Annotated in this window: 12 protein-coding genes; 1 reads left to right on the top strand and 11 read right to left on the bottom strand. The window is 33.6% G+C overall.

Features of this window, described 5'->3' with window-relative positions:
- Positions 1–12: 12 nt before the first annotated feature.
- From EKM02_RS11780 to EKM02_RS11760, 5 genes are all read right to left on the bottom strand, one after another.
- On the bottom strand, positions 13–1134 hold the full coding sequence (locus EKM02_RS11780; protein WP_126455389.1) for an ROK family protein: 1122 nt from the start codon (positions 1132–1134) through the stop codon (positions 13–15).
- A gap of 17 nt (positions 1135–1151) precedes the next feature.
- Positions 1152–2882, bottom strand: a complete 1731-nt coding sequence (locus EKM02_RS11775; RefSeq protein ID WP_199878485.1) for a class I mannose-6-phosphate isomerase — start codon at positions 2880–2882, stop codon at positions 1152–1154.
- Positions 2883–3025: 143 nt separating this feature from the next.
- Positions 3026–4465, bottom strand: a complete 1440-nt coding sequence (locus EKM02_RS11770) for a glycoside hydrolase family 125 protein (RefSeq protein WP_126455385.1) — start codon at positions 4463–4465, stop codon at positions 3026–3028.
- A 5-nt stretch (positions 4466–4470) separates the two neighbouring features.
- A complete protein-coding gene (locus tag EKM02_RS11765; RefSeq protein ID WP_126455383.1) occupies positions 4471–6756 on the bottom strand; it encodes a GH92 family glycosyl hydrolase in 2286 nt (761 codons plus the stop codon).
- Positions 6757–7091: 335 nt separating this feature from the next.
- A complete protein-coding gene (locus EKM02_RS11760) occupies positions 7092–8114 on the bottom strand; it encodes a LacI family DNA-binding transcriptional regulator (protein ID WP_126455381.1) in 1023 nt (340 codons plus the stop codon).
- 500 nt (positions 8115–8614) lie between these two features.
- Here EKM02_RS11760 and EKM02_RS11755 point away from each other — a divergent pair, with 500 nt between their 5' ends.
- The gene (locus EKM02_RS11755) at positions 8615–8908 is read left to right on the top strand and encodes a hypothetical protein (protein ID WP_126455379.1); all 294 of its coding nucleotides are present in this window, start codon (positions 8615–8617) and stop codon (positions 8906–8908) included.
- An 812-nt stretch (positions 8909–9720) separates the two neighbouring features.
- Here EKM02_RS11755 and EKM02_RS11745 read toward each other — a convergent pair.
- From EKM02_RS11745 to EKM02_RS11720, 6 genes are all read right to left on the bottom strand, one after another.
- The gene (locus EKM02_RS11745) at positions 9721–10389 is read right to left on the bottom strand and encodes an FAD-binding oxidoreductase (protein WP_126455377.1); all 669 of its coding nucleotides are present in this window, start codon (positions 10387–10389) and stop codon (positions 9721–9723) included.
- 37 nt (positions 10390–10426) lie between these two features.
- A complete protein-coding gene (locus EKM02_RS11740) occupies positions 10427–10648 on the bottom strand; it encodes a hypothetical protein (protein WP_126455375.1) in 222 nt (73 codons plus the stop codon).
- A 10-nt stretch (positions 10649–10658) separates the two neighbouring features.
- On the bottom strand, positions 10659–11411 hold the full coding sequence (locus tag EKM02_RS11735; protein WP_158614748.1) for a PRC-barrel domain-containing protein: 753 nt from the start codon (positions 11409–11411) through the stop codon (positions 10659–10661).
- 317 nt (positions 11412–11728) lie between these two features.
- A complete protein-coding gene (locus EKM02_RS11730) occupies positions 11729–12226 on the bottom strand; it encodes a hypothetical protein (protein WP_234423189.1) in 498 nt (165 codons plus the stop codon).
- Positions 12227–12284: 58 nt separating this feature from the next.
- Entirely contained in the window at positions 12285–13238 is a 954-nt protein-coding gene (locus EKM02_RS11725; protein ID WP_126455372.1) for an ATP-binding protein, read from the bottom strand.
- Positions 13235–14245: a DUF4297 family anti-phage-associated protein gene (locus tag EKM02_RS11720; protein ID WP_126455370.1), complete on the bottom strand. Its 1011-nt coding sequence runs from the start codon at positions 14243–14245 to the stop codon at positions 13235–13237. The genes EKM02_RS11725 and EKM02_RS11720 overlap by 4 nt, the downstream gene beginning before the upstream one ends.
- Between the last annotated feature and the right edge of the window lie 228 nt (positions 14246–14473).

Below are 14473 nucleotides of genomic sequence, written 5' to 3'. Positions count from 1 at the left end.
GTATCGTATTTTTTATAGGCTTATTTCAAGCTTTTTTTCGTTTTTATTTAATTGTTCCAAAGCAAAAGCGTAGGCGCCCAATGAAATGGCTTTCGCTGCTCCGAGCTTTGATATTGCAATTCCGGTCTTTTTAGATTGATTATATCGCACTTGGTTATTAGAAAAGGGAACATTGATAAGGTTTGATTTTTCTTTTAGAAATTCTATGTACTCAGAAGAATCGGATAGATTAAACGCTTCCATTTGTAAACTAGGATAATAACTACTATCAAAGGTTCCCACAGTGGAATTCAGTTCTTTTAAAATAGCAGGGAAAATATATTTTTCAGCACCTGATAATCCTCCGCCAATTACGACCAAGCCATCCATAACATTAATAATTCGAGAAATTACATCGCCCACAGCTTCCCCAAGTTCTTCGAAGCTTTTGATTGCTGCTTCTTTATCGCCAAGCTTTATCCCTTCGGCTATTTCAAAAATATCTTTTGGTGATTTTTCAGAATTATCTTTTGTGATTTCTTCATATACTCTTTGTACCGCTCGAATACTGACACTTTCTTCGGCTATTATATTTGGAAATTTTTTATTAGGCAATAACCATACATCGCCACCGCACTCATTGTCGCCAATATTTAAATTATTATTAATTACTATACCAGCACCAAATCCAGTACCTATGGTAATTCCTAAAAGGTTTTTATATTGTTTTAAATTACCGGCATTTTTTAAGTTGGTATTTACTTCGGGTAGCAGGCCAGCCAAAGCTTCCCCATAAGCAAATAGATTTCCATCATTATTTATAAAAACTGGGATATCAAAATTTTCTCTTAAAAAGCTGCCTAGTGCTACACCACCGCGAAAAGAAGGAAAGTTCGGAAGATCTCCAATGATACCATTTTTATAATCAGCCGGTCCAGGAAAGGCAAAGCTAATGGCTGCTGGATGGGCATTTAACTCTTTTTTTATAATACAAAAACCTTCTTTAATTGTATTTAGACATTTTTCCAAATTGTCTGAATTGGAAGGAAATATTACAGGAGTTACAATTTCCTGATTTCCTTTGATTGCAGAGAAAACAAAATTTGTACCTCCGGCATCAAGTGTCATCACAATTCGATTATCGTTTGTATACATTTTTATTATTTTAAATATTAAATTCTTACGTAAGCTTTAATAGTAGCACATTGTTGGCCGATGCCGGTTCCAAAAGGAGTTATTGTATAATTTTCGACAGATGCAGGAACAATAAATGTTTCGGCATAGTGTACATGAAAAGGCTCGAATTTTCCTTCCGGACTTTCTACTACGACTTCATCTCCTGCTATTAAATTTATAAGGTTTACACTATTGTTCGTATTGTGGCTTACTTTCTCCGTAAACCAATGACGACGACTTTCAATAAATTCACGGGGATGAAGTCCTGTTGATTCCTCTTTCCAAGCTTTACTCGCTGCAATTGGAATGATAGTATTCACCATATTTTTATAGATATAATCCGTTTGGTATTCCCAATTGATTACTTCTTTTCCTCTTTCAATATTGATAGGTCTGGGTTTACCATCTAATCCAAGACGCTGCCAATCCCATAGTTTAAAAGTGAACAGGCTTGGCGTAGCGCTTATTTCAAGAACCAGCGTATTCGCTCCGGAGCAATGTACAGTTCCGGCGGGTAGGAGGAAATGATCGTGTTTTTTAGCAGGTATTTTATTAATGTATTTGTCGGCGTCAAAGACAATTTTGCCCTTTTCAGCCTCCCGGAGATCGTTGATCATATTTTCTTTATCAACTCCCGTCTTTAAACCTAGATATACAAAGGCATTTTCTTTTGCATCCAGGATGTAATAGCTTTCATCCTGGGTATAGTGCATTCCGAAATTATCTCGAATAAATTGGGTCGTAGGATGTACCTGCAGGCTAAGATTCCCGCCTTCCATAGTATCCAAAAGATCAAAGCGAATGGGGAATTCCTCTCCAAACCGCGATTTTACGGGTTCTCCTAATAATGCGCTGCTTTTAAGAAAAACTAAATTAATGGAAGGCATTTCAAAGCAGTCTCCATTGATATTTAAGAGCAGGCTGTTCTCAGAGGGAACTCCATCAAAACACCAGCCATAATTTGGTTTATCCTGATCCAGATCGCATACTTTTTTCATCCATTGACCACCCCATGGAGCAGGATCAAAGAAAGGAACTACCCTGAAAGGGCCTTCGATGGTTTTGTGGATTCCATTAAAAAACGTTTCTTTGTGGATCATTTTTGGCAGATTGGCGATGTGTGTGTCTATCCAGTAATCGACCTTATCAAATAAGGTTTTTTTATGTTGATCACAAATAATCCAGTCATTAAAATAGGCTCTTTTGTATTGTATTGCAAAGGGCTCCTTGCTGTCATCTATGCCTAAAGCTGGAGCGGATTGTGTACGAAATCGCAACTGACTTTCCCATCGGGCTAAATCAGCATAAATTAATTTGTCATAATTTTTATCCACTAACTCCGCACCAGGTCCGAAAACAATTGTGAGTCCATTAGAATACTTAATTGATTGTCTTGCTTTTTCCAGTTTTATAGGATCAAAATAATCAATCATTGTTAAATTGGTTACATAACCAAACAAACTATCGTTGGTCATAAATCGGGAAGTCATCTTTAGAACTTCTTCTTCCTTTAAAAATAAATCGCTAGTATTGATGAAAAGTTCAGATTTATAAGTTTTTATTTCTGTTAAAAATTCAGAGGTATAAATTCCAATATAAATATCGAAGACTATTAAAAATCGCTCTTTATTTATTTCCGTTTTCAACTGATCCATAGCCTTTTTCCAGCCCAGGAACAGTGTGCCTTTTGTTAGAGTTGCAGGATATTTGTTGTAATTGGATTTCATAATTATTTAATTTTTTTGGCATTCATACCTTATTTCTATAAGGGTACTTGCTCAGAATTTACGATAAGAAGCCCCTGCCTATACTATTGAAAATCCAATAGAGTAGGTGTACAACAGAAAAAACAATATTTTTTTTAAAAAAACTAGCCGTTCTTTTCTTTGAGCAGGTGTGGGTAATTAATACTTGTTTGTACGATCATTTCTCCAAAAAGAGTATTTGCCCAAGCAAACCATTTGCGGGTAAATTTTGTTGCATCATCCTTGTGAAAGGACTCATGCATAAAACCGGTATCCGCATGAGTTTTCAATAAAGTATGGATGCATTTTCTAATTTCATCCTCCTCAACGCTGGTTATAGCCCTAAGGATAATACTCATAGGCCAAATAGTATCTACCCCAGTATGGGGGCCGCCAACTCCTTCTCCTGCTTTTCCTTTATAAAAAAAGGGGTTATTTTCAGACAATATTAGGTTACGGGTGGCAAGGTATAAAGAGTCATCTGGTGCTATAGCTCCTAAATAAGGAAGTGATAGAATGGAAGGAACATTGGCATCGTCCATCATGTGAAAACTACCAAAACCATTTACTTCAAAAGCAATAATTTTCCCTAATTTGGGATGATTAATTATTCCTTGTTCTTCCAGACCTTTCTTTACCTGTACTTGTAATTCTTTTGCTTTGGCAACTAAGGAATCATCTTTGATTGCTGGCAGTGAAAACAGTTTCATTAGATACCCTAAAACCTCAATGGCAAACATATTGCTTGGAATCAAAAACGGCAATAAAGTACAATCATCACTTGGTCTAAAAGTAGATACGATTAAGCCACATGGCTTTACTGGATAACCATAACCACCCAAAGGAACTCCATCAGTAGCCCACGCTGTTGTTCTTTGAAAACTGTAAGGTCCCAGATTTTCATATCGTTGTTGTTCTTTAAAAGTCTGCAACACTAAGAACATTGCTTCTTTGAAGTCTTTGTCAAACAAGCTGGTATCTCCAGTTTCTTTCCAGTACCCATAAGCAAGTCGAATGGGATAACAGAGGCTGTCAATTTCCCATTTGCGTTCGTGGATACCCAGTTTCATATCCGTAAGATCATTTTTCCACTCGCTTATTTGATTCACATCTTTATAAAAGGCATTGGCATAAGGATCCAGTAAAATACATTTAGTCTGGCGATTGATTACACCTTTGATTAATTCTTTGAGCTTTGGATCCTCTTTGATGTAAGGCAGGTAGGGCCAAATTTGTGCGGTACTGTCTCTTAACCACATGGCATCAATGTCACCTGTGATTACGTAGGTATCCGGTTTTCCATCTATGATTTCAAAATCAACCGTGGTGTCTAATGTATTAGGGAAGCAGTTTTCAAATAACCATGCCAATTCAGGATTTGCTATTTGTTTTTTGACTTTTATTATTGCCGCTTCTACAGCCGTACTGGTAAATTTTCTTTCAGATAAAGGAGGTCTTTTACTCGTGAAATTTTTAGTTGAAAAAGCAAATGATCCCGCAGGAATTGTTAGTAAACCGGCTGTTAAAAGACTTGTGTTTTGAATAAATTTTCTACGTGATTGCATACTGTTTATTTTGAGCTTGAATAGGAATAAGGATAGGATTTTGGATCTATCCCTCTCTCTTTATTTGGGGTATTGGTCATGTTGAAATTCAAAATAGCACCATTTTGTAAGTCGGAATGCTTTATGAAATTCTTAGTAAAAGGAGTATTGTCCCATTTTAAATCAGCTACATATATGTTTTCATCAGAGTTATTGGGAGCATTAATAGTTATATTTTTTCCGTTTTCAAGTTCCAAACTTATTTTTTTGAATAAAGGAGCGCCCAGAACATATTCATCCGTTCCCGGGCATACCGGATAAAAGCCCATTGCAGAAAAAACATACCAGGCAGAGGTTTGACCATTGTCCTCATCTCCACAATAACCATCGGGTGTTGGTTTGTATAATTTATTCATTACTTCTCGGGACCAATATTGGGTTTTCCAAGGCTGGCCAACATAGTTGTACAAATAAATAAGATGCTGAATCGGTTGGTTACCATGCGCATATTGTCCCATATTCATGACTTGCATTTCTCGTATTTCATGTATGGTTGCGCCATAATAACTATCGTCAAAAATAGGAGGCAAGCTAAAAACAGCATCCAGTTGAGAGGTGAATATTTTTTCTCCCCCCATTAAATCAATCAAACCCTGCATGTCATGAAATACACTCCAGCTGTAATGCCAGCTGTTTCCTTCGGTAAAATCACCACCCCATTTGAACGGATTAAAAGAAGCGGAGAACTTACCATCCTTACTTTTTCCACTCATCAAATTGAATTCTGGATTGAAAAGTAATTTATAATTCATCATTCGTTTTTCGAACAAATTGATTTCCTTTTTGGGACGTTTTAGTGCTTTGGCAAGCTGCCAGATGGTAAAATCATCATAGGCATATTCAAGAGTCCTTGCAGCACTTTCGTTTATACCTACATCATTGGGCACATATCCTAGGGAATTGTAGAACTTAACTCCTTTTCTTCCTACCGCATTCAAGGGCCCTTCATTATTTGCCCCATTTAAAAGCGCTTCATACAATGTTTTAATGTCATATCCACGAAGTCCTTTTAAATAGGCATCAGATACCACAGATGCCGAATTATTACCTACCATTACATCTCTAAATCCAGGACTAGACCATTCCGGAAGAAAGCCTCCTTCCTTATAAGCATTTATTAAACCTTCTTGCATTTCCTTATTTATGGAAGGATACACTAAATTCAATAAAGGATATAAAGCTCGAAAAGTATCCCAGAATCCGGTACCGGCAAACATAGCACCGGCTTCCACTTTTCCGTTGTAGGGACTGTAGTGCACTTGATTTCCAGTGGCATCAATTTCATATTGTTTCTGTGGGAAACAAACGGTTCGGTATAAACTGGAGTAGAAGGTTTTGGTTTGTTCTACTGTTCCGCCTTCGACTTTGACTTTTCCTAGTACTTTATTCCATTCTTTTTTGGATTCTATTTTAGTTTGTTCGAAAGTGGCTGTGCCCAGTTCCCTTTTCATATTGAGTTCTGCCTGCTCGAAACTGATAAAGGAAGAAGCTACTTTTATATTGATTTTTTCTCCTTTAGTAGTAGAAAAACCGATGATCGCTCCAGCATGATTGGACATAGATTCTAATTTGTCTTTATCTAATTTTTGATCTTGCCAGGTGTATTTATCAGCAAAGGGCTTATCAAAGACCAACACAAAATAATTTTTGAAATTATCAGGAACTCCGCCACTGTTGCGGGTGGTATATCCTATTATTTTATTTTCAGAAGGAATTATTTTTACATAAGACCCTTTGTCGAAAGCATCAAGAACAATATATGATCTGTCATTTTCCGGAAATGTAATTTGAAAGTGAGCGGCTCTTTCGGTAGTGGTTATTTCGGTGGTAACATCATAATCGGCGAGATAAACGCTATAATAATAAGGGGTAGAAATTTCGGCTTTATGGCTAAACCAGCTAGCTCTGTCGTCTTCTAAAAAAGCCAATTTACCGGTAACCGGCATGATGGAAAACTGTCCATAATCATTCATCCAAGGCGATGGTTGGTGGGTTTGTTTGAAACCTCTAATTTTTTCCGCGGTGTAAGTGTACATCCATCCATCTCCCATTTTACCGGTTTGTGGAGTCCAGAAGTTCATTCCCCAAGGTCTGGCGATAGCAGGATAGGTATTTCCATTAGAGAGACTGTGTGTAGACTGTGTTCCCATCAGCGGGTTAACATAGCTCACGGCGTCAAAAATATCGGTTTGTGCTTTTGATGTAAAAAAAACGAAAATTAGACTTAATAAAATAAAGTGTTTCTTTCTCATGGTAGTTTTTTTAATACTATTTTAATTATTATTGGTCATTCTGTAATTATTGCATTAGTCCAGTCTAAATTTGAAATAAGTCAAATCTCTTAAGTAAGTCTAAAGTTTACTAGTCAAAATAGCAATATTGTAAACAATAGTTTAAAATCGATTTGTTGCGTCATTTTATCTAATTTTAAAACACGACATTATACAATGGTTATTACTTATCCTCCTTAAATTTTATTACTAAGAATATATGTGGTAATTCTCCTTATATTGAAAACAATTAGACTAAACTATGTACTAAAACGTTTTAGTAAATTCAATAAAAAAATACTCGAATCTTAAACGTGTTAATTATTAGAAAATATAGATTCTCTTAGAATTAATTTCCCTTTTTGCATTATTTTTTGCACTTTAAACTCCTTTTGATTATTAATTTGGTCCATCAAAATTTCAACTACTTTTATGGCTAAACTTTCTATAGGTTGCTCAATTATGGATATAGTAGGAGTATGCAATCGAAAACTGGCATGATCATCAAAACTAATTATAGAAATGTCTTTAGGCAGTATATATTTCATCTGTTTAAAAGCTTGAAGACCTGCGAGTCCCATATAATTTGCAGAGAAAATTACTGCATCAATTTCTGGGTATTTTTTAAAGAAAGAAACCAACTCTTCAATTCGTTGTTGTTCTGTACTTTGAAAAGGGAGATGTAAAACTAGTGCTTCTTTATAAATCGCTGCTTTTTTTAAAGCATCCATGTATCCTTTTTCCCTGAGTTGCATTTGGATCATTCCAGAGGTATTATTAACCAATGCTATGTCTTTAAATCCTTTACTAATTAATAAATTGGCAGCTTCGGTTGCAGCTTCGTAATTATCCATTACTACATAGCTCACATTTTTGTGAGGAAAATAACGGTCAATCAATACCACCGGTTTATTTAACTGGATTAGATGATCAATATTTTTTTCGGAACCGGCTGTAGGAGTAATAATAAAACCATCTACATTTGCCTGTAGCAGGCTTTGGATTAATTCATTTGTTCGTACATCATCATTATTTGTACTGCAATAAAAAATTTTATATCCTAGTATACGAGCCTGATCTTCAATTACTTTAGCAAGTTCTGAGAAAAATTGATTTGAGATATCTTCTACAATCAGACCAATCGATTTTGTTTTTCCAGTTCTCAAACTACTAGCGATCATATTTGGGATGTAGCCTAAATTTTTGGCAATTTCTTTTACTTTTTCAATCTTAACTTTACTTATTGCCATTTGTGGTCCTTTGTTATTTAAAACAAAAGAAACAGTAGATATAGAAACCTGAGCTTGAATTGCAATATCCTTAATGGTAACTTTTCTCATAATGATAAAAGGGTGTAAATAAATCGGAGCTTGATCACAAACCTAAGGTAAAATTTATTACAAAAACGTTTTAGTAAAATTTATTTTTACAGTAATCGTATTTTTATTATCAAAATAAAGAATATTGTGTAAATAAAAAAGGAAAAAATAAGAGTAATTCGTATTGGATAAAAAGTGCTAAAGTCCTTTAAATAGTCGTATTTATTGTAAAATAGATTGAAATTAGAAAGGGTAAAACTACAAGGGGTAGTAAATAGTATTTAAAAAAAACACACACGTAATTTTTTTAAACCACTAATTAATTGGTCAATAAAACGCCTTATTAGCTTTTGAAATATACTAAGTTTCAGATAAAAGATTGGATTTATTGTGTGAATCGGTATGGATATTAATTGTAATGAATACAGAATGTTATTCGGACCGAACGTTTCGTGGCTTTGCGACAGTTTCGGAAATTGGAACTGAGTACTCTCGGCCTGAATACGTGAAGTTATTAAAAAGTGCGTTCCTGCAAACGCAAAAACAGTAGTTACGCAAAACCGCTATTAGCATCTCACGTTATTTCTGATTTAGTAACCATACCAAGTACACTTGTAACATTACAGTCCAATAGTAAAAGACCAATTGAAACAACATCACAAGAACTTCTACCGAAGTCTAGTTCAGGGCAAGGAACTGGATCACATAGCCAATCGCCGAGCAACCCTATTCCTAGAGCAACTATAAATGGCGGACAATCCTCAACAGGACAAGGAGAATTATTTTCAACAAATGCTGGAATTTTAGAAATATAGTAAAAACCTACTAAATCAAAACCAAAAGATAAAGCTGATGTACCAATCGAGAAAATCAAAGAGGGATTTGTCTCTCTCCTTATGTCAGTGTTTACGATGTCTCGCAAACTATTTTAAAACAAGGGTCTCGATTTTACTCCTACGATTTATAGGTAAAAAATCATGTAATCTTATCGTTGTAAATATAGTGATAATTAAAGGTTTATTAAAGTAAAAAAGGTCTTTCGTTGTTTAAAGTTTGAACTAGTTGAGTACTATTATTGAACTGGAAACGGTTCAAAATTTAGTCACCTAAAACATAAATTCTATCCAATTATCAAAGGTTCAACTTGTTTAATTTTTAGGCTCATAAATTGGCAAAATTCTTCAATAGACACAAACTTTTCTTCTAGTTTATTCGACTTAATCCTCATTTTTTGCAGTAGTATTATGCTTTGACGTTAACTCTTTCCTGTTATGCGTTGTATGTCTTTCGGGTAGATACACAATCTCTTGTTATTTGTTCACATACTCTATCTATGGCTTTGATTAGGCTATTAATTATCTTTTTGATTTGATCACAAAGTAGGACTAAAAATCATCATCAAAACTGTCCAATTTGAACCGGAATGGGGTGTTTACTTTGCCCCGGAATATCCAGTGGGAGACGAAATATGTTTTTAGTTATTATCGTTTTTATGTTTTTTTCATAATTTATTGCTATCGGATGCGTTTGTAACAAGCACAATATAAATTTAAAGATTTTTTTTATAATTCTAAATTCGAGAAAAAAGCAATCAAATCATTAAAGCAATTTTAACAAATCTCACCGATTATTTCTCAAAAACTACTGTATCAGTTTTCGCTCCTAATTGTGTGAGTGCTTCTGAAATGGCCGTTACAAATTGTGGTGGACCACAAACATAGAAATGCTGTTTAAAGTTGTCTATTTTTTCTTTTAGAAAAGTATAGTCAATCCTACCATTTTCGTACCCCTCTTTTTTTTCATCAGTGAGCGTGTTGATGAAATTCTTGCCGAGCATTTCATTAAATTCTTTTTTTAGAATTATATCTTTTTCGGTTTTGTTGGTAAAAATTAGTTTGTTGTTAGCAATTTTGTCATCCGCTTGTAACTGCCGCAGAATTGCAATGAATGGTGTAACACCTGCACCACCAGCAATGAATACGCCTTCGCCTTTATATTCAATTGCGCCCCAAACATCACGGATGATAAGTTCGTCACCGAGCTTTAATTTTCCTAATTCTTTTGTAACTCCGTTGTGGTTATCATAAATTTTGATTGTAAATTCAAGGTGCCTATTATCATTTAAACTTGTAAAAGTAAAAGGTCGCTTTTCATGTTTAAGAGTAGGAGTATTTACAGACACTTCGGTTGCCTGTCCAGGTATGAATTTGAAACCTTCTGGCTTTTGGATTGTAAATCGCTTTACATCATGCGTTACTGGTTCCACTGAAATTATTTTTACAATATGATTTTCCATGGCGTTTGTTTATTAGAGGTTAATAGTATAAGTATACTCAAGAATTAGGTCTTCCTTTCAATCGAATATCTATTCTTTTTTTCTTAATGGTTAACCGCTTCATTATATCCATCAAGGTTGCTTCTTTTGTCTTCTTATAAATTTTGTTGATTGCTAATACAAGTCGTTTTGCTTCTCTTGAAGCTGTCACTCTATCACTATTAGACATATGACTCATTTTGGCTTTTTCAAATACTTCTGCTTGTTGTAAAATTTCCATAATTATTATTTTATTTTTCGTAATAGTCATTGAGTGAATGCTCATATGAATCAATTATCGGTTGCGACGAATCATATTCGGGACTGTTTTTTACTTCTTCTTTTGAGTGATTAATAGTAACTATCTGCTCCTGCCATTTTACATCTTTAATCCAACGTGGAGAAATAATCACTTTTTTTCCCGAAAACCAGTTGCCGGTTTCCACAATAAGAAAATGGATTTTCCAGCTTACATCGTCAATTATAAAATTTTCTACTTTGCCTATGTTTCCGTCCGTTGTATGAATATCATATCCTGTAACTTCCTGTGTGCTGCGTAGATGCGGGTTTTCATTAGCTTGCTTTTCCGTTTTTCTTTGTATCATTTCCTTTTCTGTTTCTCTTACTTCAACTAACGGATATCCCCACATGCCTAGGCCCATGTGTCCATACATTCCGTTTCCGTAATCGCCGGGCCAAGAGTAGTATCCACGAATCAACTCTTCCTGTTGTTCTGAAACAGGTTTGTCTGTTTCAATATCGGGACTGTTTTTTATTTTTTCCTGCGTAAGATTTACAGATAGTTTTTTTGATTCGCAATCCAGTTTTTGAAATGCTTCAGGCGAAATCAAAACTTTTTTTTCGGAAAACCATCCTCCCGTTTTTACCACCACATACCGTATGGTTGAGGTCTGATCATCAAAAAAGAATTCTTCTACTTTTCCAATTTCACCATCAGTTCCTTTAATGGTGTAGCCTAATAAACTGTTTATACTTTGTTTCATTTTATATTGCTTTAATTGTTTCATCGTTGTGATTCATTCAGTTATTATTCTTTTAACTACAAATTTAAAAAGCAGTCATTTTTTCGTTTTTTATATATAAATACTTTTATAAAACTACTATTAACTAAATGAGGAAACTGATTTACAAACAATTTAATGTGTTCAATCAAAACCGTGAGGATAATCTAGTATTTTACAAACAGCTCTTTGATAAATCCTTTGTTGTCATTTTTAGGTAGGTATATAGTCTTCTTGATTTTCGTCATCAAAAATTGTTTTGTCTGTGGTGAACTGAATTTTCATAATTGTTTTATATATTATTCTTTGTTTTCGTCTAAATCATTATGGTTGTCTCCGCCGGTACTGTAATAATTGTTTTCTTCGTCTTCGCTTCCCACATTTTCTTGTTGGTCGTCTAGCTCTGAACCTGGAACATCTAAATCAGCACCCGTTTTCACATATTTAAAGTCCTTTTCGTTTGGTGTTTTCTTTTTTGTAATATCTTCTGGATTTAAATCTTTTTCTTCCTTTAATTGTTGATAAATATCGTCAGAAGGCGGGTAGATTTGTAAGTCTGCGTATTCCGGTGTTTTAACAATTTCTTTGATCTCCGTTTCACTATGCGTTTTTGCATATTTATCCAGAAGATCTTTTAAAGAATTATAATACTCTTCAAGGCTTTTGATAGTTACTTCCTCACTCTCCGAATTGTTCTCGGGCATTTCAATAATAAATTTTGATAGCTCTGGATATTCTTGGTTAATTGTAGTAGTTATCTTTATGATGCTTTGTTCTAATTGCATTTTAGTTTTCATTTTTTTTCTTTTATGGTTATACTCATTTGAGTTACGTAAATTTAGAATGTTTACAACTCTACTTTACTTCAAGTAAGCCGTCGTTAAATTTTTTTACTTGTTGTAAACAATGGTTCTTTACCATATTTGTAAAATTACAAAACTCTACATAGAGAATGTTATACAATGCATTTTTAATTTCTGTAACATCAAAAAATAAAGGTGTGTCATAAAATACTTTAACATGTCCGGGGTTATGTTTCTTTTTATTTTCTGTAACCAATTTTCTAAAAACAGAAGATTGATTGTAATTATCTCTTTCACCTGTGTCCAAAAGAATTTCTTCAAGTTCTTCACTATTTAATAACCAATATGGTAATGCCAGATTTGTAATATCTATGAAATTAGCATTTGGGAATGCAGATTTGTATTCTGAATGAATGTCAAAAATAATTACATGTGAATTATTCAATGAAAAACTACCATCTTTTTCCGATACAGCTTTTTGAATAATTGAAGATAGTGTATGAGATTTACCAGAACCAGTTGAACCCACAATCGCAATATGTTTGTTGAAAAACTTATTTCCATTAACGGGTACTTTTACTGTAGGATTAGATGAAAGAGAAGAGAAGGTAAAACTCTCTTTTTCCTCTATTGATTCTTCATATATTTTTTTTATTTCATCAATTGTTGCAGGAAAAACACTTTTCGGCGGAATTGCAAGAGAATCACCTCCTCTTTCAAATTTACCATTCCTTAAAACTCCGAGAGGAAATGCTTCTATAATATGTTCTCTTACGTGTTTCATATCTCCATTTTCATCTTTTACGTCTCGAATTGAAATTTGAAAATTTTCAATAATTGCAATTAAACTTGCATTTTCGCTATCTTCAATTTTTAAATATGAACCTACTTTCAATGTTTCATCAACATTTTTAAATATTTCCAAATCCTTTACTGTTATTTTAACCTTATCAGGAAACACTGCTATTACTTGAGCATTTGGCTCTGTTGAATTTTCTGTACTCATACTATATTTTTAATAATATTTAGGTTTTCTACTTGAATTTTAACCTCTTTAACTGAACTTGAACTATAATCAAAAAATATATCGTTCAAATAAAATTGATAAATTTCAGAACGTCTTCCAGTTATAGCTAGTGTTTCATCTAAGAAATCTATCTTATTAAGGAATTTAAGTTTGATTGGATTAGAAAGGGCTGGTTTTTTTATTATCGATTTTGAATTAAAATTGGCTCCTTCAAAATCAAAACCATCAGAAATTATGATTTCATCGTCTGTTAAGTCTTTTTTTAATTCTATTAATTCTAAATTATCAATTCCATGGATGTATATATAGGGGCAAAATGGAGTAGGTTGATTTATAATTTTCGCATAATTTATAATTACTAAATTTAAGAGAGTTTTTAGATCACTTCTTGAATAGGATCTTGGATCTATTTCAAATAAGAAAAATCGTTCTTTAAATAATATGTTCACGTTGCTAAAGTATTCCTTTCTTAAATTAGAATAATGTGCTTTTTCTCCCTTTATTACCACATACCATTCATTAAATAATATTTTTGAATTATTTACACGTTTAAGAAACTCTCCTTTAGTAATGTTTCTATTTGATTGATTTGAATCTTTTGAAATATCTCTTATAACTCTTAAAGCGCTGTTGTAAAAATAAAATTCAGATGTAAAGTCAGTACAAGTAAAGACCTTCTTAAATAGACTGATAATTTCTTTAAATTGTTTTTCAAATTCAAAAGCATGGATATCAATCTCAAGTAATCCGATGAATTCATTTAATTCGGCATCATTAAGTGTAAGCTCGTTATGATGAAGATGTTTTACTTTAGTTGGTACACTATTAATTTTTTCAGTTCGAGTATAAGTTAAAAAGTGGTCTTTAAGATTTTGTATATTTAAAGGTAATGACAATTTGGAATGACCTGAATTGTAGTAGCCTCTTAATTTGTATTTAATAGAAACTTGATTTCCTAATTTTACTTCTTTAAAATGATTTAGCATTAATCTGATTGGTTCAGCTATTACTGAGTGGTTGAACTAAACCTTCGGTAGCACCATTGTAGATTTTGATTATCTTACGAAGATAACTAAAATAGAATAGTATGACTACAAAAAAAAGCACCCCGATTCCTTAAGAGAAAACAAAATCCTGAACCAAGCCAAACGGGAAGTTCCGGGTTTCGAGGAACTTTTAAATCGATTTGAGCGAACAGTTTCAGTCTTGGGCAG

Source organism: Flavobacterium sp. RSP49 (genome assembly GCF_003968735.1).
Lineage (GTDB): Bacteria > Bacteroidota > Bacteroidia > Flavobacteriales > Flavobacteriaceae > Flavobacterium.
Note: the sequence above shows the minus strand (reverse complement) of the source record. Positions and strands in the feature narration are given on the sequence as shown.